Genomic DNA, 20,000 nt, shown 5'->3' with positions numbered 1-20,000 from the left:
AACCCACAGCCTCAGCCATGATTCCAGAACTTGGTAACTTTGCCCTGATCCTCGCCTTGCTGCTGGCACTCATACAAGGCACCCTGCCCATCATCGGCGCCGCCCGCGGCATCCCTTCCTGGATCGCCCTGGCGCGGCCGGTGGTTCAGGGGCAGTTTGTGTTTGTAGCCATCGCCTTCTTCTGCCTGGCCTATTCATTCGTAAACAGTGATTTTTCCGTGGTCAACGTCGCGCAGAACTCGAATTCGAACCTGCCGCTGCAGTACCGCTTTGCCGCCACATGGGGCTCGCATGAGGGCTCCCTGCTGCTCTGGACGTTCATGCTGGCATGCTGGTCGGTGGCGGTAAGCGTATTCAGCAAGCATTTGCCGAATGAAATGGTGGCGCGCGTGCTGGGCGTCATGGGCCTCGTCAGCGTGGGTTTTCTGATATTCATGCTTTTCACTTCCAATCCTTTCGAGCGGATGCTGCCCGGGGCGATGGAAGGAAGCGACCTCAACCCGCTGCTGCAGGACCCCGGCATGGTCTGCCATCCGCCCATGCTTTACATGGGTTATGTCGGCTTTTCCGTGGCGTTTGCATTCGCCATTTCCGCACTGCTGAGCGGCCAGATGGATGCGACCTGGGCGCGCTGGTCGCGGCCGTGGACCACGGTGGCCTGGATGTTCCTCACCATCGGCATCATGATGGGAAGCTGGTGGGCCTATTATGAACTGGGCTGGGGCGGATGGTGGTTCTGGGATCCGGTTGAAAATGCCTCTTTCATGCCCTGGCTGGTGGGAACTGCCCTGGTTCATTCCCTTGCCGTGACGGAAAAACGCGGCAGCTTCAAGAGCTGGACCGTGCTGCTGGCAATCTGCGCATTTTCCCTGAGCCTGCTCGGTACGTTCCTGGTTCGCTCGGGCGTGCTGACCTCGGTTCACGCTTTTGCAACCGATCCCACGCGCGGTATATTCATCCTGGCCTTTCTGGTGACCATCACTGGAGGCTCTCTGCTGCTTTTTGCATGGCGGGCGCCAAAAATCGGGTTGGGTGGAAAGTTCGAACTGGTTTCACGCGAATCCATGCTGCTCGCCAACAATCTGTTGATGATGGTTGCAGCGGGAAGCATACTGCTGGGCACACTCTATCCCCTGTTCATGGATGCGCTTGAACTCGGCAAGATTTCGGTTGGCCCTCCCTACTTCGAAGCAGTATTCGTCCCGTTGATGACTCCCGCCGTCTTTCTGATCGGCCTTGGCCCCCTTGCGCGCTGGAAGCAGGCAAGCCTGCCTGAGCTTGCGGTACGCCTGCGTTGGGCATTCGGGGTAAGCGCAGTTACCGCTCTCGTCATGCCCTTTATCATGGGTGAATGGAAGCTGATGGTGAGCTTCAGTCTGCTGATGGCTTTCTGGGTCATTACGAGCGTGATCGTCAGCGTAATTCATCGTCTCCGCAGCACCGGCAAGCAGGGCTTGCTTGCGAAGCTGGCCGCGCAATCGCGCAGCTACTACGGCATGCACGCTGCCCACCTTGGGATTGCCTTCTTTATTATCGGTGTGGCGCTTGTGGGTGGTTATGAAACGGAAAAAGATGTGCGCATGGAAATTGGCGACACGGTCGAGGTAGGAGGCTATACCTTCCGCTTCAATGGCGTGAAAAAAGCGCCGGGTCCAAACTACATGTCCGACATCGGCAATGTCGACGTATTGCGCGACGGAAAGAAAATCAATGTACTGGAACCGGAAAAACGAACCTATAACGCATCCGGGATGCCGATGACCGAAGCGGCAATCGATGCCGGTATTCTCCGCGATCTGTATGTTGCTCTGGGTGAACCCCTGGAAAACGGAGCATGGGTCGTGCGTGTTTACCATAAGCCCTTCGTCGACTGGATATGGTTCGGCTGTATGTTGATGGCATTCGGAGGCTTCCTTGCCATCACTGACAGACGTTATCGCCTGTCCTCACGCAAACAGCGCGAGACCGTAGAGATAGAGGAAAGGAAGGTCGCTAAAGCCAGCAAAGCCGGCAGGAAAGCCACTGCGCCCATGATTGCCCGGAGCAAAAAGGCATGACGCGCTTCCTGCTGCCGCTCGCTGTTTTTGTCGTACTGGTAGGTTTTCTGCTCGTCGGCCTGGGTCTCAATCCGCGCCAAGTCCCCTCTCCCCTGGTGGGGAAACCAGCTCCAGAATTCCAGTTGCAGCAATTGCACGAACCGGAAAAAACGCTGACCTCGAAGGAAAACCTGGGCAAGGTATGGCTATTGAATGTGTGGGCCTCGTGGTGCGTTTCCTGCCGGCAGGAACATCCGGTATTGGTGGAACTGTCGAAGTCGGGAATTGTCCCTGTCTACGGACTCAATTACAAGGATCAGCGAGATGACGCATTGAGATGGCTTCAGCAGTTTGGTGATCCCTACGCCGTCAGCGCGGTTGATCCTGAAGGTCGGACCGGCATAGAGTTCGGCGTCTACGGTGTGCCGGAAACTTATGTCATCGACAAGAATGGGGTAATTCGCTATAAGCAGATCGGTCCCGTAACAGTGGAAGCACTGCAGAATAAAATTCTGCCTCTGGTGAGAGAATTACAAGGATGAGATTGAAACTTTTATCCCGGTCGTCTTTGGCGGCTTGTGGCAGCGGTAAAAACGATCAAGGCAACAATGGGGGCGGCTTTGCGCTGTTAAAAGCGGCGCTGCTGCTCTGTCTGTTGCTTCTTGCCCCGTTTGCGGAGGCAAAGGAAGCTGCTCCTGTTGCCGAAAATCCGGAAATAGAGAGACGCATGGTGGCGCTATCCGAAGACCTGCGATGTCTGGTCTGTCAGAATGAGACGATAGCCGCTTCGCGTGCCGACTTTGCCAACGACTTGCGGCGCGAAATCCGCGAACAGATGCAAGCCAACAAGAGTGACAAGGAAATTGTCGACTTTCTGGTGGCGCGCTACGGCGATTTCGTGCTTTATCGTCCACCGATGAAAAGTACCACCCTGCTCCTGTGGTTCGGTCCTTTCATCTTCCTTTTGACTGGCGCAGTCTTCCTGGTGTTTTATCTCAAGCGCCGTCGCAAACACATCGAAGAACCCGCGCTATCCGAACAGCAACTCAAGCAGGCGGAAGCCTTGCTGAAGGAAGGCAAGGGGTGATAAACGCATGACTTCATTCTGGATTGTAGCCGGCATATTTATTGTCGGCGCCCTGCTGTTCGTGTTGCCTACATTGTGGAGCAAGAAGGATCGCGAGGCCGGCGTCGAACGGGATGCCACCAATATCGACGTTTATCGGGATCAGTTGGCGGAACTCGACAGCGATCTGCGCAGCGACATCCTGACGCGGGAACAATACGAGCAAAGCAAGCGTGAGTTGCAGCAAAGAATGCTGCAGGATATTCCCGAAGATGGCAATACGACGACCATGATAATGGGTGGAAGGCACAACGTGGCAACCATGACTGTCACCGCGCTCGTCCTGCCTGTCCTCGCGGTTTCCCTTTACTTGGCGATAGGCAACACCAAGGCGTTGCTGCCGCAGCCTGCCGCGGAGCATCCATCGATGTCGTCCGAGCAAGGACAAGGAGGCCATCCCGATTTTTCCTCGGTGATGGAAAACCTCATTGCGAAGCTTGAGGACAATCCCGACAACGTCGAGGGATGGCTTATGCTTGGTCGGACCTACGCAATGATGCAGCGGTTCAACGAGGCAAAGGAAGCTTATGAAAAGGCGCTTGCCTTGACGCCCGACGACTCCGCCATCATCACGGATTACGCCGATATCGTGGCGATGACGAACAATGGCAGTCTGGTCGGGAAGCCGACGGAACTGATCAAAAAGGCATTGAGCCTGGACCCCAATAACCCCAAGGCGCTGGCCTTGGCAGGCACAGCCGAATTCGAGGAGAAGAGATACAAGGAGGCTGCCAGATATTGGGAAAAACTGGCAGCGCTGATTCCGCCATCCGAGGCTGAGCTGGTGCAATCCGTTAACGCCAGCATCGCAGAAGCAAAATCGCTGGCAGCAGGAAAAGGCAGCTTGGTGGCTAGAGCGCCAGACCAGCCGGGTACTCAGACACCTCCTCCTGCAAATAAACAGGGATCAGCCTCGGGCGCGGGAGGCGCTACCTCCGGCACACTTTCCGGCAAGGTAACACTCAGCCCCGGCCTCGCAAGCAAGGCCTCCCCCGGCGACAGCCTGTATATTTTTGCCCGTGCCAAAGTGGGACCAAAGGCACCCCTTGCGACCCTGCGTCTGCAAGTCAAGGATCTCCCGGCAAGCTTTTCACTGAACGACTCCATGGCTCGGTCCGGCGTGCAGTTATCCACTTTCCCTGCCGAGGTGGTAGTAGGCGCCCGGATTTCGAAATCGGGATCCCCAATGCCGCAAAGCGGCGACCTGCAAGGTTTGAGTCAGCCGGTAATGGTCGGCGCCAGCGGGATTAGCGTGGTTATCGATCAGCAGTTGCCTTAGTAGTCAGTACCCACTGGCAACAGCATAGCTATCTCTGAAGCATGCCCCTGGGGGGGCGCAAAGGCAGAGCCTTTGCGCCCCCTTCTTTCTCTGGAAATCCCCCTAAGGTGATTTCCGGATAAATAGAATCTGCGCCTTCCCACTGCGACTTCGCGTGCTGCCGTTCCAAATCTTTTGCCCGTCTTTCATGCTCCTTCCACAACCTCAGGCTCAGGCTCAGGCTCAGGCTCAGGCTCAGGCTCAGGCTCAGGCTCAGGAGGAATGATATTCATGACACGCTTGCTCGAAAGGAAGAACAAACTTCAAAACAGATCAAAGGGCAATTCGGGGTTTATTGATTTTGATAAATTTCTTGTCGGATCCCACTTTGCTCAATCCGACCTACCAGTTGTTTGGCATAACGCGGGATGACGAAGACGCCGCAGTAATTAATGCATGCTCATCGTTATTAATAAGGTGCATTGCCCCGCTCGGCTTCCAAAAAAATCTTGTCAAAGCCATGAAGGGTATAAAGCTTGCAACAAGCAATCAAAAAAATCATTCACCGACCATGCCCTGCGCGGTGGATAAAGGCGTCGAGGCCAAACTCCTGGAGCGGCCCGCTGCCGACGGACTGAAACGCTCAACTATTGGCGCCGTAGCTCATGATTCACCCAAAGGGCAGCGGTAAACAACAGTAGTGCGCCTGCCTGATGTGCTGCCGCGAGGGTTAGAGGAACAACCAGCAGCAGCGTGGAAATCCCCAGAGTGATCTGCACTGCCAGCATGATCAACAGTAGAGTGCATGCAAGACGAGCCGAGCCTGAAAGTGGCACTGCTCTCGATTTGAGCCAGAAAATCGGAACGAGAATTGCCAGTGTCCATGCAATCAGGCGATGGTCGAATTGCACAGTGGTCATATTGTCGAAGAAATTCCGGTACCAGGGTTCCAGCATGAATAGTTCCGGGGGGATGAAGTGGCCATCCATGAGTGGAAAAGTATTGTAAGCCAGACCTGCCCGAATGCCTGCCACGAACCCGCCCGATAAAACCATTATGAATACCAGGGCAGACAGCATGGTGGAGAAATTGAGCAAACCACGCAGTCCGCTGTTTGCGGACAAACCGCGGCCGGGATTGAGCAGATCGAGGGCTACCCAGAACATTGCGGCATAAATCGCGAAAGCGAGACCCAAGTGCGCAGTCAGACGATACTGGCTGACGTGGGGGTTATCCACCAACCCGCTCTTTACCATGTACCATCCCATCCCACCCTGCAAAGCCCCCAGCAGGAAAATTCCTGACAACTTCAGTCCCAGTGGCCGGTCGACTGCCTTTTTCATCAGAAAATACAGGAATGGTATGAAAAATGCCAACCCGATGACGCGCCCCAATAAGCGGTGGAAATATTCCCACCAGAAGATTGTCTTGAACTCTTCCAGGCTCATGCCAAGATTTACCTTTTTATACTGAGGCGTCTGGTGATATTTCTCGAAGAGCTCATCCCAGTCATTCTGGCTGAGTGGAGGAACCGTGCCAACGAGGGGTTGCCATTCGACGATGGAAAGCCCTGAATCGGTAAGACGGGTTACACCGCCTACAACCACCATGGCGAATACCAGAGCGCAGCAAACGAACAACCAGATAGCAATCGGTTTCTGCACAGCAAACTTTTGATCGGTTTTTTGCGGAAGTGTTGAAGTTTGGACAAACTGCATGGCTAGGAATTTGATCTAAGGTTATAAAATATCGAGGATTATTTTGGACGCATCAACCGCTGCTTGTCGCGTTCCCACTCTTTCTGCTTCTCGGATTCGCGTTTGTCATGCTGCTTCTTGCCCTTTGCAAGACCGATTTCAAGCTTGATTCGCCCTTTCTTATAATGGATATCCAGTGGAACCAGGGTGTAGCCCGCCCGTTCCACTTTGCCGATAAGCCGTTTGATTTCCTCAGCATGCAACAACAGCTTGCGCGTACGAACCGGGTCGGGCTGGATGTGGGTGGAAGCTGCCAGCAAGGGACTGACATGACACCCGATGAGAAACAATTCACCGTTCCGGATAATGACATAGGCTTCCTTCAGCTGCGCTCGTCCCGCGCGAATCGCCTTGACTTCCCATCCTTCCAGAACTGCCCCTGCTTCATGCTTCTCCTCGATAAAATAGTCATGGAAAGCTTTCTTATTCTGGACGATGCTCATTCAGGGATTCTCAAGACAAGGTGCTCGCTGCTCACAAAGAGTGCAAAGGGGCGCAAAGAATAAAAGGTACGATATAAGGAGGTACGATGTTCAAGAAATCCCTGGATATGTCCTCAAGGGAAGAAAAAGGGTGAGTTCAACGCGGGTTTCGTGTATTTTAACAGCTTTCGCCTTGAATTCGGCAGATGGACAAGCTGGAGCACTGACGCAGCTCCGGCCGGAGTTCAGGCTCCGGCAGGTTCATAGGCTGGAAACACCCAAGCAACTAAAACAATGCATATGTATCAATTTTCCAAGTCAAAAAACGAGCAGTCCGCCATCAATTTAAGGTTTCATACTGTCTCGCTGAAGCGGGGCAATTCATCGCATGGCTGACATCGAAAAATCGGTTCTGATCGGTTATTCCGCAAGCCGCATGTTCGAACTGGTGGATGCAGTGGAGGATTATCCGAAATTCTTACCCTGGTGCGGGGGGTCTTCCGTTGTGCATAAAAGCGAGGCGGTCACCCATGCTACCATCATGATCGATTATCATCACATCAAGCACAGTTTCACGACCGAGAACGTACGCAAGCCGCCAGAGCTGATCACAATGACATTATTGAACGGGCCGTTCCAGAACCTGGATGGGCACTGGCGCTTCATTCCCCTCGCGGAAAATGCATGCAAGATCGAGTTTCGCCTGCACTACACGTTCTCGCACATATTTCTGGAAAAACTGGTAGGGCCCGTCTTCTTTGTCATTGCCAATAGCTTCGTGGAAGCATTCATCGAGCGCGCAGAAGAAGTTTATGGGAATTCCTGATCGGGTATTGACGGCGGGAAGTCTATGGAAGTTCCTGGTCGGAATATTGATATCGAAGTGGTGTATGCATTGCCGGAGAGACAGGTTGTACGGCAGATGAATTTGCCGGAGGGCACTACCGTGGAACAAGCGGTAAAACTATCCGGCATCCTCCCCCGGTTTCCCGAGATCGACCTCCTGAAAAACAAGCTCGGTATATATGGCAAACTGGTCCCGCCAACCACGGTTCTGCGCGATCGCGACCGGATAGAAATTTACCGTACTCTGAGGGTCGATCCCAAGGAAGCCCGCAGGAAGCGTGCAAAAAAACGGTGATTGTGCATCACCCCGGAACGAAAATAAGAACCAAGCTTGTGAATGGAGGTGCGCCGTGAACAATTGCGACAAGTGGCCTACGGCATGAACAGATAGGAAAGCTTCGATCGTTCCTGCGCTTCGTCTTCGTTCGGGATGATTCCCCATAGCATCCATGTTCGCTATAATGCCGCTTTGTGAAGGATCACTATCATGCGACTGGTTGAGAAAGCTTTAACCTTTGACGATGTCCTGCTGCTTCCCGCCCACTCCGTTGTTTTACCGCGCAATGTCAATCTGACAACGCGACTCACGCGCGAGATCTCCCTCAATATTCCTCTTGTATCAGCCGCCATGGATACCGTTACCGAGTCGCGGCTCGCAATCGCACTCGCCCAGGAAGGGGGAATCGGCATCATACACAAGAATATGCCGGCGGAATCCCAGGCTGCCCAGGTCTCCAATGTCAAGCGCTTCGAAAGCGGCGTGGTAAAAGATCCCATTACCATTCCGCCTGACATGACGGTGCGGGAAGTGCTCAACCTGATCCACAAATTCAGGATTTCAGGCTTACCCGTGGTGGAAGGTTCGAAAGTGGTGGGGATTGTGACAAACCGCGATCTTCGCTTCGAAACCAACCTGGATCAGCCGATCCGGAATATCATGACCTTGAAGGAGCGGCTGGTCACGGTGAACGAAGGCGCCAGTCGTGAAGAAGCAATGGCCCTGCTGCACAAATACCGGCTGGAGCGTGTGCTCGTCGTGAATAACGACTTCGAGTTGCGCGGACTGATCACCGTGAAAGATATCATCAAGACATCCGAACACCCAAACGCCTGCAAGGACGAACAAGGCCGGCTGCGTGTTGGCGCTGCGATAGGGGTTGGCGAAGGCAGTGAAGAGCGCGCGGAGGCGCTGGTCGATGCAGGTGTGGACGTGATTGTCGTGGATACCGCACATGGACACTCACAGGGTGTGCTTGAACGGGTACGGTGGGTAAAGAAACGGTTCCCTAAAATCCAGGTCATCGGCGGCAATGTAGGTACTGCCGCCGCTGCCAGGGCTTTGGTGGATCATGGCGCCGACGCGGTAAAGGTAGGAATCGGTCCCGGTTCGATATGCACCACCCGCATTGTGGCGGGAGTGGGAATACCTCAGATTACGGCCATCAAAAACGTTTCTGCAGAACTGGCAGGCAGCGGCGTGCCGCTGATCTCCGACGGCGGCATCCGCTATTCGGGGGACATTGCAAAGGCACTGGCCGCCGGGGCGAGTTCAATCATGCTCGGGGGCTTGTTCGCAGGCACGGAAGAATCACCAGGAGAAATAGAACTGTTCCAGGGGCGCTCATACAAGACCTATCGTGGAATGGGTTCACTTTCGGCAATGCAGCAGGGTTCGAGCGACCGCTATTTCCAGCAGGCCGAGCAGGACTCCAGGAAGCTCGTGCCGGAAGGCGTGGAAGGCAGGGTTCCTTTCAAGGGAAGCGTCATCGCGGTCATCCATCAGTTGATTGGCGGCGTACGCTCGGGCATGGGCTATCTGGGCTGCGAAACAATCGATGACATGCACGCCAAGGCAGAGTTTATCGAGATTACTGCCGCAGGCATTCGTGAATCCCACGTCCACAACGTACAGATTACCAAAGAGGCCCCGAACTATCATATCGATTAGGCGGAAATGACGGTGCATGGCAATAACATATGTCTCAGCCTAACTGTTGCACCTTCGGTTGCCCTGCTGCTTTCCTCCCCTCTTCACTGACAGCAATACATTTTAGGACGAATTCCCGCTCTCTGAATGCTCCTATGATCGGGTCCGAGAGCTTTGGTCATGCATCAAAAAATACTCATCCTTGACTTTGGTTCCCAATATACGCAGTTGATTGCCCGCCGCGTGCGGGAAAGCAATGCCTACTGTGAAATTCATCCTTTTGACATAAGCTCGCAATTCATCGGGAATTTCGCTCCGGCAGGCATTATCCTTTCCGGGGGGCCAGCCTCTGTGGCCGAGAATGAAACGCCCCGCGCTCCCCAGATCGTCTTTGAGCTGGGAGTGCCGGTAATGGGCATCTGCTATGGCATGCAAACCATGGCGGCCCAGTTGGGTGGTTCAGTTGAAAACTCGAAGGTGCGGGAATTCGGTTACGCCGAATTGCAGGTAAAAAACCTTGCCGGCCTGCTTCAGGATATCCATGATCGTACTGATGCATCGCGCCAAAAGCTTCTGGATGTGTGGATGAGCCACGGCGACAGCGTAAACACTCTTCCTCCCGGTTTCCAGGTCATGGCAAGCAATCCTGCCACCCCCTTGGCTGCCATAGCGGATGGAGCGCGCAGGTTCTACGGAATGCAATTCCATCCGGAGGTCACTCATACCCCGCAAGGCAAAGCCATTATAGACAGGTTTGTCCATGAAATTTGCGGACTCGCTTATGACTGGAACATGCCCGACTATCTGGAGGAAATGGTTGGCAGAATCCGTTCCGAAGTGGGACCGGACGAGGTTATTCTAGGGCTGTCCGGAGGTGTGGATTCCTCGGTTGCAGCGGCACTCATTCATCGTGCTATTGGCAAGCAGCTTACCTGTGTTTTCGTGGACAACGGCCTGCTGCGCCTGAATGAGGCCGAACAGGTAATGGACACCTTCAGCCGGAATCTCGGCGTAAAAGTCATTCATGTCGATGCCAGCGAAGAATTCTTAGGACATTTGCAAGGCATTACGGATCCGGAAGCGAAGCGCCGCATTATCGGACGCGAATTCGTCGAGGTATTCCAGCGGGAAGCAGCAAAAATCGCTAATGCGCGCTGGCTTGCGCAGGGCACGATTTATCCGGACGTCATCGAATCCGCCGGCGCCAAAACAAAAAAGGCAAACACGATCAAATCCCACCACAATGTCGGCGGCCTGCCGGAAACATTGCATCTGAAGCTTCTGGAGCCATTGCGGGAATTGTTCAAGGATGAAGTACGCGAGCTTGGACTGACCCTGGGGCTGCCGCACGATATGGTCTTTCGTCACCCTTTTCCCGGACCGGGGCTTGGAGTGCGTATTCTCGGTGAAGTCAAGCGCGAGTATGCCGAGTTATTGCGGCGTGCCGATGCAATCTTCATCGAGGAATTACGCAATGCGGGCTGGTATGAAAAAACGTCTCAGGCATTCGCGGTCTTTCTACCGGTGAAATCGGTGGGGGTGATGGGCGACGGCCGCACTTATGATTTTGTCGTAGCCCTGCGCGCCGTTCAGACAGAGGACTTCATGACGGCACGCTGGGCGGAACTGCCTTACGCCCTGCTCGCGAGAATATCCAGCCGCATCGTGAACGAAGTACGTGGAATAAATCGCGTGGTCTATGATATCTCCGGCAAGCCGCCAGCCACTATAGAGTGGGAATGAAAGCATCCGGAGGAAGCCCGAATGCTTTCCTGAATAAACTCACGACGGATTGGAAATTTCGGTAAGCGCATCCGCAACCGGGCCGATATCGGAAGCATCCACTGCAAAATCTCCGAGAGAGACGATTCCCACCAGTCGTTGTTCGGCGTTTACGACCGGCAGGCGGCGAATCTGGTTATCACTCATGATCTCGGCTGCTTCCTCTATGGAATCATCCTCATGAGCCCAGATCACGCCTTCGGACATGATTTCACTGACGGGAGTACTTGGCCCCCTGCCCTCCGCGACCGCTCTGATAGCAATGTCTCGATCAGTGATGACCCCCAGCAACTGCTCTTCATCTCCCACGGGCAAAAGCCCGAAGTCGCCGTCGCGCATTTCCTGGGCCGCCTCCTCAATGGTTGCATCCGGGCTGATGGTCTGCACATCCGAACTCATCACTTCGCTTATCTTTTGCATGTCATTCTCCTCATCGGCTCGCCTGCGGCGTCACGGGCGTAAATAATTAAAGCGGTTTTCGCCCGCTGATTACGCGAAGCAGAATCATTACGATGGCTATTACCAGAAGAAGGTGTATGAAGCCCCCCATCGTATAGGAACTGACCAATCCCAAGAGCCACAGGATGATCAAAACAACAGCGATTGTGTAAAGCATGATAGCCTCCTTTTCATTATCATGAAGTTATCGACAAGCGCCGCCCTTGCATCCTGCCTGGGCTAGATGACGCTTGCTTTACTTGCCAGGGGTATATTCCTCAAGCCCGCTCTTCTGAGTATTGTGCTGATGGAAAACCTCCCGCAAGAGGAATCTGTCCAGAGATTCCTAATCTTCCCTCTTGGCATCCGCTATCGCAGCCGCTTGCGCAGCTTTTGCTTCTTCTAGACACACATCCTTCACATTGCCTGATAAGTCATCACATCGCTCTTTCGCCACCCGATAGTCAGCTTTCGCTTTTGCCGCCCGCACTTCGTACCGGCTTTCTTTCGATGGCCTGTACTTATCTTCCAGCTCGGCCTTTGCAACTTCTTCCCGACCTTTGGCTTCCGCCTCACATATATCCTCGGCATTGCCATCAAGGGAATCACAGCGCTGCTTGTCCGCCTTGTATTCACGCTCGATGCGCTCCTTGTCGGCCGTATATACTTCATAGACATCGGATGGCAGCCGCTGTTGCTGCGCTACCACGGCTGAACTCACCGCGAAGCCGAGTGCGACAAGAATGACATTTGATTTCCCCATGATCCCCTCGCTTTGATAGTTTGACTTGTGATTCGGACAGAGAAACGGCAAACGGCCCTTCATTCCCCGTTTCTCCCTTCCTTTCCCTTCAATAGGAACGATGATGCGTGTCCTGCCGTTTTTCCCATTCGTCGATCTGTTTCTCGGCTTCTTCCTTCGTGATTCCGTATGATTCCTGGATCTGGCCGGAGAGTTGATCCTTCCGTCCGGCGATCTGGTCGATATGATCGTCGGTGAGCTTGCCCCACTGCTCTTTCACTTTACCCTTGAATTGCTTCCAATTGCCTTCTACTTGATCCCAGTTCATTTTTAGCTCCTCCTTTAAGGCTTATCCCGTTTGAAAACTCTTGAGCATGCATGCTCATTGATACCGATCTACTGTCGACAATCTCGAATTCCTATCGCTTGATGCTTATTTTATTGACGACGCTCTTGACACCTTCAACGCCACGGGCAACCTCGACGGCGCGATGCATCTGCGCTTTATCGTTTGCATACCCGCTGAGTTGAACCTTCCCTTCGTGGGTTTCCACCGCGATGTCAGTACTGTTCTTGATGCTGTCATCACCCGCCAGTGCGGCCTTGACCTTGGTGCTGATAATACTGTCATCTATCGTCTCGCCGACGGAGGCCTCGCCCCCCTTTACCATCATTTTGTTGTCAACGTGTTTTACCCCCTTGATACCCTTTGTAATCGCAACGGCCTTGTCAATCTGCTTCTGGCTATCCACATACCCGCTGAGCTGGACCACTCCCTTGCGCGTCTCCACCTTGATATCCAGCCCCTTGACGTGATCGTCCGCCAGAAGCGCAGTTTTTACTTTAGTGGTAATCGCGGTATCGTCGATCTCGGTGCCAATCGTCGTTGGAGCTGTTTGAGCCTCCGACTTAGGTTCTCCCGAGGCATGTTGCTGGGCCATCAGGGCGGAGCTGATTGAAAAGCCAAGTGCGACAAGAATGACATTTGATTTATGCATGATTCCCTCGTTTTTGATGGTTTTATTTTGTACTTGGGCTGGCAAACCAGCCCCCTACCGGTCCACTTTTCTCTTTAATAGGAGCGACGATGTGTATCCTGCTGTTTTTCCCATTCGTCGATCTGTTTCTCGGCTTCTTCCTTCGTGATCCCGTACGTTTCCTGGATCTGGCCAGAGAGTTGATCCTTCCGTCCGGCGATCTGGTCGATATGATCGTCGGTGAGCTTGCCCCACTGCTCTTTCACTTTACCCTTGAATTGCTTCCAGTTGCCTTCTACTTGATCCCAGTTCATTTTTAGCTCCTCTTTCTGGTTTGATTGAGTTAAAAGTCCTGAAATAAGCGCCGCGGTGCAGACGCTTTTGATTCCTATTCCTTGATGCTCATTTTATTGACGACGTTCTTGACCCCTTCAACCCCTCGTGCAACCGCGACGGCACGATCCATCTGGGCCTGATCGTTCGCATGACCGCTAAGCTGAACCTCCCCCTCCTGAGTCTCTACCGCGATGTCAGTACTGTTCTTGATATTGTCATCCCCTGCCAGCGCAGCCTTGATCTTCGTAGTGATGATAGTGTCATCGATCTTTTCGCCTACCGAGGCTTCGCCTCCTTTTACCATCATTTCATTGTTGACGTTTTTGACGCCTTCAATACCCTTCGCAATGGCAACCGCTTTGTCAATCTGCTCCTGGCTATCCACGTATCCACTGAGTTGAACTTCCCCTTTACGAGTCTCCACCTTGATATCCAGTCCCTTGACGTAATCATCCGCCAGAAGCGCAGTTTTTACTTTAGTAGTAATCGCGGTATCGTCGATCTCGGTGCCAATCGTCGTTGGAGCTGTTTGAGCCTCCGACTTCGGCTCCCCCGGGGCAGGGGCTTTCTCCTCTTTCTTTCCGCAACCTGCGAAGGCAAGCGCACTGATGAGCGCAATGGTCAGAACAAGCGATTTATTTTGAATACTCATGCTGTTTTTCTCCCGACTAGATTTGAATTAAGGGTCGCCAATGACGCGCAGCTAAAGGCCATCCATGCCCTGCTCCACACCGGCTTAGCTTACGATCCTACGATTCAATCATCTCGCGCTATCGCTTATGGCTCAGTGCGCTGGCGCACATAAATTGGAAAAAGTCAATTAGCCGCATTTCGACGAATACCATAAGTCTCTGTTGCAAAACGCATAGTTGTGCAAAAAGCCTGCTCCTGCTCGCGGCCACCTTCCCCCTCAAGGAAACTGAGGAGCTGAAGGTGGTTGAAGCAAAAAGCAGTCAGCAACAAAGAAAAAGGTGAGAAACCCGGAAGAATTATTTCGACGAAGCTGCGGGTTTGAAAGAGGGGAAATTACAGTCGGAAAGATAGGAGGAATTTTTGCAGAAGATTGTGGTAGGCATGAATGTCAGTTGGAAATACTCCCATACTGACAGGCGGCTGCAATTTCAGTGAAACGCGCTTGAATGCGTTTGAATTCGGTCGAAAATGCCGCCGTCCGCAAAATGGATGTTTCGAGCCTCCTTCCAGCCTCCAAACATTTCATCGACGGTAAACAATTCGAGAGATGGAAATTGCCTCGAATACCTGGCGGCTATCCTCTCATCACGCGGGCGATAATAGTGTCTGGCTGCTATTTCCTGGGCCTTCAGTGTGTAGAGATAATCGACGTAAGCCTTGGCCACTTCACGCGTTCCATTCTGTGAGGCGGCATCACTTACTATGTTCACAGTGGGTTCGGCCAGGATTGAGAAGGAGGGGGTAATGATCTCAAATTTGTCTCCACCATGCTCTTTGACGATCAGGTGGGCTTCATTTTCCCAAATCAGCAGCACATCCCCTCTGCCGCGTTCGACGAAAGTTATTACTGAACTGCGCGTTCCGTTTTCCAGAGTCTTTACGTTGCCAAATATTTTTTTTATGAATTCGATCGCCGTTACATCACTTCCTCGGGACTGTTTGAGCGCATACCCCCAGGCGGCCAGGTAACTCCAGCGTGCATCCCCCGAAGTCTTTGGATTGGAAGTTACAATCTCGATACCCGGGTTCGCGAGATCATTCCAATCCCGCACCTTCTTCGGGTTGCCATTGCGCACCAGAAAGACAATGGTTGAGGTATATGGTGATTTTCGTGGGAGGGGTTTTTGCCAGTCAGGTAACGAAAATCTATTGGTTTTTTGCAGTATCTCCGGATCATAGGACAGAGCAATTGACGTAACATCGAGTCCATCTATATTCGCCCGGAGAGGTATGCCTGGCTTGCTTTCCGCATGGCGGATCGTCACCTCCACACCCGTTCGCGTTTTCCAGTGCTTGATAAACGCCTTGTTGAAATCATCGAACATTTTGTGACTTGCATCGGAACTGTAGTTCGCGGACATGCTATGCAGCGCGGCAACCGCTGCACTGAAGCTAAGCAGAATTGCCAGAATCGCAAAAACCAGCCGGGAGTGATATGAACGCATCTTTTTCCTCCTGTGGATTGATACCAGGAAATCTAACACCGGTTCATTTCAACAGCATTGCATGGAAATGAAGAAATAGAGCGGGTTACCGTTCTTTCTTTTAGAAAAGCGGGAGGGAAGCCGCTTGCCGTATATCCCCCCCGGCTCGATACAGGAGTCTGTAAATAAATCGCGCTCCGGAGTCCAGGCGTATAAAATTAAAACAGGCAATTGATGCGATAGAAAATGGACGGGCAATTGCAGCGGGATGGGTTTATGAACATCAGAAACTTTATCAGTTTTTCCAATGTCACCCTTGCGCTCCTGCTTGCGGCGATCGGTGCCCTCGTCTTTCATTCGATGGGTATTCGCCAGGAGATCAACATCGCGGAACGGCACCGGTTCCAGGCGCTGCTGCTCGGGGATGAACTGCTTCACACCTCCAACGACCTCACACGCATGGCCCGCACGTATGTGATCACCGGCGACCCGGTCTACAAGCGGTATTTCAACGAAATACTGGATATTCGCAACGGACTCCATCCACGCCCGGTGAATTATTCCCCGACATACTGGGACCTGATGATGGCGGGAAAAACTCCCGTCGTCAGGCAAGGGCGTGCCGTTCCTTTGCGGGAGAGGTTTCAGCAAGAAGGCCTGAACAATGAAGAATATGGCTTGCTGCAGCAATCGCTGGAACGCTCCGACAGGCTGGTCAAGCTTGAGCAGCGCGCCTTTGCCGCAATGGAAGGCTTATATGACGACGGTGAAGGCAATTTTACCGTGCGCGGCAAACCCGACCGTGACCTCGCGATAAAGCTTCTGTTCAGTGAGCAGTATATTGCAGAAAAAGCCGCTGTCATGGAGCCGATTCAGGCGTTCATGGACTTATTCGGTGAACGCATGCAAACTCAATCAAATCTCGGGCTGGCGCGACTCGAGCGCCAGATCATCTTCGAGATGGCGCTTATCTTCGTTGCCCTGGTAGCCACCATGGGCATCATTTTTTATACCCGGCTCAACATACTACGGCCGTTGGCCGATCTGGGCCGGCAGGTCGCGGGAGCCACTCGGGGCATTCTTCCCAGCCGCTATGGGAAAGCGACGAGTAATGAGGTTGCCAAGCTCGGCGAAGCATTAGCCCTCGCAGATGCGGAAAAACGGCAACTTCTCGAGAATGAAACAATCGCCCGAAATGAAGCTGAGCGCGCAAGCCGCCTCAAGGACGAGTTTCTGGCAACCCTTTCTCATGAATTGAGAACCCCGTTAAACGCAATCCTGGGATGGTCCCAACTCATCCTGAGTGGAAACCTTAAAAAAGAGGACATCCACCGGGGACTGGAAACGATCGAGCGAAATGCGCGTGTCCAGAACAAGCTGATTGAAGACCTCCTCGACATGAGCAGCATCATCTCCGGAAAAGTCAGGCTGGATATGCGGCGGCAGGATATCGCCAACCTGGTCGAGACAGCGGTCGAATCAGTAAAGCCGACAGCGCAGGCCAAAGGAGTCATTCTGAAAAAAACGCTGGGCAAAAAATTCGATTCCATCATCGGAGATTCCAACCGGCTCCAGCAGATACTCTGGAACCTGCTCTCCAATTCGATAAAATTCACGCCCAAGGGGGGGAAAATAGAAGTTACAGTAGAACAGCGAAACTTGTTCCTCGAAATCAGGATAAGCGACTCCGGTTCGGGAATCACTTCCGCATTCATGCCCTATGTCTTTGATCGCTTCCGGCAGGGAGACGCTTCGCTTACGCGGCAGTACGGCGGCCTCGGTCTTGGTCTTGCCATTGTGAAACAACTGGTGGAACTTCACGGTGGAACGGTGCGTGCAGAAAGTCCGGGTGAGGGACAAGGATCATCCTTTATCGTAAACCTGCCGGTCGCTCCTCCTGTTTCCGAAACAAAAAGCGAACCGCTCCCTCCGCAGGAATGCATCGAACCGCAGGCGTTATTCAAGGGATTGAAAGTGCTGGTTGTCGATGATGAACTGGATGCACGCGAACTCATCAGGCGGATTCTGGCGCAGCAGGAAGCAAGTGTGATTACGGCTGCACGGGCGACAGATGGCCTGGAACTCTTAAAGACCGAGAAGCCGGATATCGTTATCAGCGATATCAGCATGCCCGAAAAAAACGGGTATCAGTTCATCGCCGAGGTGAGAAGCCTTTCGGCAGAAAATGGGGGAACAATCCCGGCTATCGCCCTCACGGCATTCGCCCATCCGGAGGACAGGGCCAAAATGATGAGCGCAGGCTACCAGAAACACCTGCCCAAGCCCGTGGATTCCGTTGCATTGATTATAGCCATCGATAACCTGGTCGGCTCAAAAAAGCTGGCCCATACCAGCACTAGCGCTACCTGACCAACCATATCTTCAGGTGCCGCAACCGCATTAACTTGTCATCCCGGCCCTCAAGATTCTCCTCCCCGAACGGATTCCCCCGCTGCGCATCTCCAGGTTGCCAGGTTTCCCGCACCCTTCCATATTTATATTTATTTACGTCATATCTCCTCATAGCATTGCTTCTTATGGTCCAATCCACGCTCCCCGTCAATCATTCCATCAGGAAACTGCGACATATTGCCGCATGCGACAATATGCCACATTGATTTGTCGGTATGAATAATAAATACTCCCTGGTATCGGCACTTAAATGTAAATATGCCGATATGTTAAAAATACGGAAAAACACCTACCTTCAACAGACAATCAACGAGGGACTAATATGAAAAAAGCATTCAGGTATCTGCCTGTTGTCGCAGCCACTGTCACCGCTATCATCTCGCTGCCCGCGATGGCGCATGTGGGTTATACGGAGCGCAATTTCGGCACATTCGACAACACCTATAGCAGGACAACGTTATCCAATCAGGCGGTTACGGGTAATTACGGCTGGATCGACGGGACCGACTCCGACAATGGCGATAGCCACAAACTGCGCCCCTATCGTTTTACCCTTGCTGAGGAAACGAACGTTACACTCACATTCGAACAGGCAACTTCCCAAGTGACTGATCATTTGGGGAATGTCTCGACTTCCCGGTTGGGCTTGAAACCTGGTTTCTCCCTCTACGAGGGCCTGGCGCACCTGGCTCCGGTGAAGGCAGATTACGATTCTGCCGAAATATCGATTGCCAATCGTGACCCCGGTACAGAGGGATCATTCAAAGCTTTGGCGGATTGGTCAATCGGTAACGATCCGGGCGATTTGAACGGAACTCCCATTCCGGCAAGCCTGAGCTTCTTCAAGTATATCGGTCATGCCTATGATGGTACCGGCTTCGGCTCCGACGGTACGCCCGACGGCAAGGTTTCGCATACATTCATGAATCTCAAGGCGGGCGACTACTCGGTGTTCGTCGGCGGCACGGACTATTTTGCCCAGGAAGCCAACAATCCCGACCTCTCGACAAAGTATGGCGTTACCGCAACTCTAGTGGCAGGCGTGGTTCCCGAACCTGAAGTTTATGCAATGTTGTTGGCAGGCCTTGGGTTGATGGGCGCAATGATGCGCCGAAGAGGTATGCATTAATCTCCCCTGCCGGATGTTGCCGTCCCGATCGGACGGCTCCCCCCGCCATGCAGTGGCAATTATTACCAGATGAGTAGGAAAGGATGAGGGTCGTTAAAGTCACTCATCACCTCTCAGCATGACCGCGACATTTACATTTTCCAGAGAGTGCTGTCTCATCTTCGCCCTAAGGTCATGTAACCTTAGCTGAACTCCCTGTCTGACCTGATTACAATTGACGCTTGATAAAGAGCTAATCGTGTTATCACCTCTTACGGAGGTTCTGCACGTCTTTGATTGAGAGCCTTTTCGATTTTTTGATCCGTCTTATACTGGCTCAATGCGTACACTGCCCAAATCGTCGCAGGAATCCAGCCGATAAGCGTTATTTGCAGAAGCAAACAGATAACGCCCGTAATGGGCCGGCCAATTGTGAAGAAGGTTAGCCAAGGGAGGAGAAAAGCAATAATCAAACGCATACGCAGCCTTTAAAGGGGTTGAATGACTATTATTGCTCATTCTGCCGAAAAGATAAATTTACCCGGCACTTGCGTGGATAAACGATTGATTACGGGCACCTGTCAAGAGCAGTAACCCAAGCCTAGCCCTTCAAGAGTCAATTACCCTGCACTCATACTATTCAACTGAAATCAGTCTTGATTTGAAATCGAGTGTAGCGGGTCATTCCAGCGCATCGAGGGTTGGAGTTATTGCCG

Annotated in this window: 22 protein-coding genes; 11 read left to right on the top strand and 11 right to left on the bottom strand. The window is 52.9% G+C overall.

Annotated elements, in window-relative coordinates; all coding sequences use genetic code 11:
• The first annotated feature begins 17 nt into the window (after positions 1–17).
• The 5 genes from NMUL_RS06350 to NMUL_RS15645 all read left to right on the top strand — a co-directional run bounded on the left by NMUL_RS06350 (position 18) and on the right by NMUL_RS15645 (position 5,111).
• A complete protein-coding gene (locus NMUL_RS06350) occupies positions 18–2,057 on the top strand; it encodes a heme lyase CcmF/NrfE family subunit (RefSeq protein ID WP_011380553.1) in 2,040 nt (679 codons plus the stop codon).
• Complete coding sequence (locus tag NMUL_RS06345) at positions 2,054–2,578, top strand: DsbE family thiol:disulfide interchange protein (protein ID WP_011380552.1); 525 nt, start codon at positions 2,054–2,056, stop codon at positions 2,576–2,578. The genes NMUL_RS06350 and NMUL_RS06345 overlap by 4 nt, the downstream gene beginning before the upstream one ends.
• Positions 2,575–3,123, top strand: coding sequence for a cytochrome c-type biogenesis protein (locus tag NMUL_RS06340; RefSeq protein ID WP_011380551.1), 549 nt, complete (start codon positions 2,575–2,577; stop codon positions 3,121–3,123). Before NMUL_RS06345 ends, NMUL_RS06340 begins: the two co-directional genes overlap by 4 nt.
• 7 nt (positions 3,124–3,130) lie before the next feature.
• A complete protein-coding gene (ccmI, locus tag NMUL_RS06335) occupies positions 3,131–4,441 on the top strand; it encodes a c-type cytochrome biogenesis protein CcmI (protein ID WP_011380550.1) in 1,311 nt (436 codons plus the stop codon).
• Between the two features lie 352 nt (positions 4,442–4,793).
• Positions 4,794–5,111 (top strand): hypothetical protein, encoded by a 318-nt coding sequence (locus NMUL_RS15645; RefSeq protein ID WP_146063206.1) that lies wholly within the window; start codon positions 4,794–4,796, stop codon positions 5,109–5,111.
• On the opposite strand, the gene NMUL_RS06330 is transcribed toward NMUL_RS15645, so the two are convergent.
• Both NMUL_RS06330 and smpB read right to left on the bottom strand, forming a co-directional pair.
• Positions 5,068–6,138: a COX15/CtaA family protein gene (locus NMUL_RS06330; protein ID WP_011380548.1), complete on the bottom strand. Its 1,071-nt coding sequence runs from the start codon at positions 6,136–6,138 to the stop codon at positions 5,068–5,070. The two genes, NMUL_RS15645 and NMUL_RS06330, sit on opposite strands and share 44 nt — an antisense overlap.
• Before the next feature lie 38 nt (positions 6,139–6,176).
• Positions 6,177–6,620 carry an SsrA-binding protein SmpB gene (smpB, locus tag NMUL_RS06325; RefSeq protein ID WP_011380547.1) on the bottom strand — a complete coding sequence of 148 codons (444 nt, stop codon included), beginning with the start codon at positions 6,618–6,620 and terminating at the stop codon, positions 6,177–6,179.
• 367 nt (positions 6,621–6,987) lie between these two features.
• Between smpB and NMUL_RS06320 the strand changes: the two genes are divergently transcribed.
• From NMUL_RS06320 to guaA, 4 genes are all read left to right on the top strand, one after another.
• Positions 6,988–7,425 (top strand): type II toxin-antitoxin system RatA family toxin, encoded by a 438-nt coding sequence (locus NMUL_RS06320; protein WP_011380546.1) that lies wholly within the window; start codon positions 6,988–6,990, stop codon positions 7,423–7,425.
• A gap of 24 nt (positions 7,426–7,449) precedes the next feature.
• Positions 7,450–7,740, top strand: coding sequence for an RnfH family protein (locus NMUL_RS06315; protein WP_011380545.1), 291 nt, complete (start codon positions 7,450–7,452; stop codon positions 7,738–7,740).
• 192 nt (positions 7,741–7,932) lie between these two features.
• Positions 7,933–9,393, top strand: a complete 1,461-nt coding sequence (guaB, locus tag NMUL_RS06310; RefSeq protein ID WP_011380544.1) for an IMP dehydrogenase — start codon at positions 7,933–7,935, stop codon at positions 9,391–9,393.
• A 159-nt stretch (positions 9,394–9,552) separates the two neighbouring features.
• Entirely contained in the window at positions 9,553–11,115 is a 1,563-nt protein-coding gene (gene guaA / locus NMUL_RS06305; protein ID WP_041352424.1) for a glutamine-hydrolyzing GMP synthase, read from the top strand.
• A gap of 39 nt (positions 11,116–11,154) precedes the next feature.
• On the opposite strand, the gene NMUL_RS06300 is transcribed toward guaA, so the two are convergent.
• From NMUL_RS06300 to NMUL_RS06270, 8 genes are all read right to left on the bottom strand, one after another.
• Positions 11,155–11,574: a CBS domain-containing protein gene (locus tag NMUL_RS06300; protein ID WP_011380542.1), complete on the bottom strand. Its 420-nt coding sequence runs from the start codon at positions 11,572–11,574 to the stop codon at positions 11,155–11,157.
• Positions 11,575–11,620: 46 nt separating this feature from the next.
• A complete protein-coding gene (locus tag NMUL_RS15640; RefSeq protein WP_104009713.1) occupies positions 11,621–11,770 on the bottom strand; it encodes a lmo0937 family membrane protein in 150 nt (49 codons plus the stop codon).
• A 168-nt stretch (positions 11,771–11,938) separates the two neighbouring features.
• Positions 11,939–12,355 carry a hypothetical protein gene (locus NMUL_RS06295; RefSeq protein WP_041352940.1) on the bottom strand — a complete coding sequence of 139 codons (417 nt, stop codon included), beginning with the start codon at positions 12,353–12,355 and terminating at the stop codon, positions 11,939–11,941.
• 88 nt (positions 12,356–12,443) lie between these two features.
• A complete protein-coding gene (locus NMUL_RS06290; protein ID WP_011380540.1) occupies positions 12,444–12,662 on the bottom strand; it encodes a CsbD family protein in 219 nt (72 codons plus the stop codon).
• Positions 12,663–12,753: 91 nt separating this feature from the next.
• Positions 12,754–13,332 carry a BON domain-containing protein gene (locus NMUL_RS06285; protein WP_011380539.1) on the bottom strand — a complete coding sequence of 193 codons (579 nt, stop codon included), beginning with the start codon at positions 13,330–13,332 and terminating at the stop codon, positions 12,754–12,756.
• 74 nt (positions 13,333–13,406) lie between these two features.
• Entirely contained in the window at positions 13,407–13,625 is a 219-nt protein-coding gene (locus NMUL_RS06280; protein ID WP_011380538.1) for a CsbD family protein, read from the bottom strand.
• Between the two features lie 74 nt (positions 13,626–13,699).
• The gene (locus tag NMUL_RS06275; RefSeq protein ID WP_011380537.1) at positions 13,700–14,299 is read right to left on the bottom strand and encodes a BON domain-containing protein; all 600 of its coding nucleotides are present in this window, start codon (positions 14,297–14,299) and stop codon (positions 13,700–13,702) included.
• Positions 14,300–14,768: 469 nt separating this feature from the next.
• Positions 14,769–15,785 carry a sulfate ABC transporter substrate-binding protein gene (locus NMUL_RS06270; RefSeq protein WP_011380536.1) on the bottom strand — a complete coding sequence of 339 codons (1,017 nt, stop codon included), beginning with the start codon at positions 15,783–15,785 and terminating at the stop codon, positions 14,769–14,771.
• Positions 15,786–16,040: 255 nt separating this feature from the next.
• Between NMUL_RS06270 and NMUL_RS06265 the strand changes: the two genes are divergently transcribed.
• A complete protein-coding gene (locus tag NMUL_RS06265) occupies positions 16,041–18,134 on the top strand; it encodes a hybrid sensor histidine kinase/response regulator (RefSeq protein ID WP_011380535.1) in 2,094 nt (697 codons plus the stop codon).
• Positions 18,135–18,498: 364 nt separating this feature from the next.
• Positions 18,499–19,305 carry a PEP-CTERM sorting domain-containing protein gene (locus tag NMUL_RS06260; RefSeq protein WP_011380534.1) on the top strand — a complete coding sequence of 269 codons (807 nt, stop codon included), beginning with the start codon at positions 18,499–18,501 and terminating at the stop codon, positions 19,303–19,305.
• A gap of 251 nt (positions 19,306–19,556) precedes the next feature.
• Here the strand turns inward: NMUL_RS06260 and NMUL_RS06255 are convergent, their stop codons facing one another.
• Positions 19,557–19,763 (bottom strand): YqaE/Pmp3 family membrane protein, encoded by a 207-nt coding sequence (locus NMUL_RS06255; RefSeq protein WP_011380533.1) that lies wholly within the window; start codon positions 19,761–19,763, stop codon positions 19,557–19,559.
• Positions 19,764–20,000 lie beyond the last annotated feature (237 nt).

It is taken from the genome of Nitrosospira multiformis ATCC 25196 (assembly GCF_000196355.1).
In the GTDB taxonomy this organism is placed as follows: domain Bacteria; phylum Pseudomonadota; class Gammaproteobacteria; order Burkholderiales; family Nitrosomonadaceae; genus Nitrosospira; species Nitrosospira multiformis.
This window is presented reverse-complemented; position numbering and strand designations above follow the sequence as displayed.

What these genes read in the sequence shown, in the direction of transcription:
- ccmI (WP_011380550.1), top strand. Translation starts at nt 3,131, where the DNA reads ATGACTTCATTCTGGATTGTAGCCGGCATATTTATTGTCGGCGCCCTG.
- NMUL_RS06275 (WP_011380537.1), bottom strand. Translation starts at nt 14,299, where the DNA reads ATGAGTATTCAAAATAAATCGCTTGTTCTGACCATTGCGCTCATCAGT.
- NMUL_RS06255 (WP_011380533.1), bottom strand. Translation starts at nt 19,763, where the DNA reads ATGCGTTTGATTATTGCTTTTCTCCTCCCTTGGCTAACCTTCTTCACA.
- NMUL_RS06285 (WP_011380539.1), bottom strand. Translation starts at nt 13,332, where the DNA reads ATGCATAAATCAAATGTCATTCTTGTCGCACTTGGCTTTTCAATCAGC.
- guaB (WP_011380544.1), top strand. Translation starts at nt 7,933, where the DNA reads ATGCGACTGGTTGAGAAAGCTTTAACCTTTGACGATGTCCTGCTGCTT.
- NMUL_RS06280 (WP_011380538.1), bottom strand. Translation starts at nt 13,625, where the DNA reads ATGAACTGGGATCAAGTAGAAGGCAACTGGAAGCAATTCAAGGGTAAA.
- guaA (WP_041352424.1), top strand. Translation starts at nt 9,553, where the DNA reads ATGCATCAAAAAATACTCATCCTTGACTTTGGTTCCCAATATACGCAG.
- NMUL_RS06265 (WP_011380535.1), top strand. Translation starts at nt 16,041, where the DNA reads ATGAACATCAGAAACTTTATCAGTTTTTCCAATGTCACCCTTGCGCTC.
- NMUL_RS06295 (WP_041352940.1), bottom strand. Translation starts at nt 12,355, where the DNA reads ATGGGGAAATCAAATGTCATTCTTGTCGCACTCGGCTTCGCGGTGAGT.
- smpB (WP_011380547.1), bottom strand. Translation starts at nt 6,620, where the DNA reads ATGAGCATCGTCCAGAATAAGAAAGCTTTCCATGACTATTTTATCGAG.
- NMUL_RS06260 (WP_011380534.1), top strand. Translation starts at nt 18,499, where the DNA reads ATGAAAAAAGCATTCAGGTATCTGCCTGTTGTCGCAGCCACTGTCACC.
- NMUL_RS15640 (WP_104009713.1), bottom strand. Translation starts at nt 11,770, where the DNA reads ATGCTTTACACAATCGCTGTTGTTTTGATCATCCTGTGGCTCTTGGGA.
- NMUL_RS06350 (WP_011380553.1), top strand. Translation starts at nt 18, where the DNA reads ATGATTCCAGAACTTGGTAACTTTGCCCTGATCCTCGCCTTGCTGCTG.
- NMUL_RS06345 (WP_011380552.1), top strand. Translation starts at nt 2,054, where the DNA reads ATGACGCGCTTCCTGCTGCCGCTCGCTGTTTTTGTCGTACTGGTAGGT.
- NMUL_RS06290 (WP_011380540.1), bottom strand. Translation starts at nt 12,662, where the DNA reads ATGAACTGGGATCAAGTAGAAGGCAATTGGAAGCAATTCAAGGGTAAA.
- NMUL_RS06320 (WP_011380546.1), top strand. Translation starts at nt 6,988, where the DNA reads ATGGCTGACATCGAAAAATCGGTTCTGATCGGTTATTCCGCAAGCCGC.
- NMUL_RS06315 (WP_011380545.1), top strand. Translation starts at nt 7,450, where the DNA reads ATGGAAGTTCCTGGTCGGAATATTGATATCGAAGTGGTGTATGCATTG.
- NMUL_RS06340 (WP_011380551.1), top strand. Translation starts at nt 2,575, where the DNA reads ATGAGATTGAAACTTTTATCCCGGTCGTCTTTGGCGGCTTGTGGCAGC.
- NMUL_RS06300 (WP_011380542.1), bottom strand. Translation starts at nt 11,574, where the DNA reads ATGCAAAAGATAAGCGAAGTGATGAGTTCGGATGTGCAGACCATCAGC.
- NMUL_RS06330 (WP_011380548.1), bottom strand. Translation starts at nt 6,138, where the DNA reads ATGCAGTTTGTCCAAACTTCAACACTTCCGCAAAAAACCGATCAAAAG.
- NMUL_RS06270 (WP_011380536.1), bottom strand. Translation starts at nt 15,785, where the DNA reads ATGCGTTCATATCACTCCCGGCTGGTTTTTGCGATTCTGGCAATTCTG.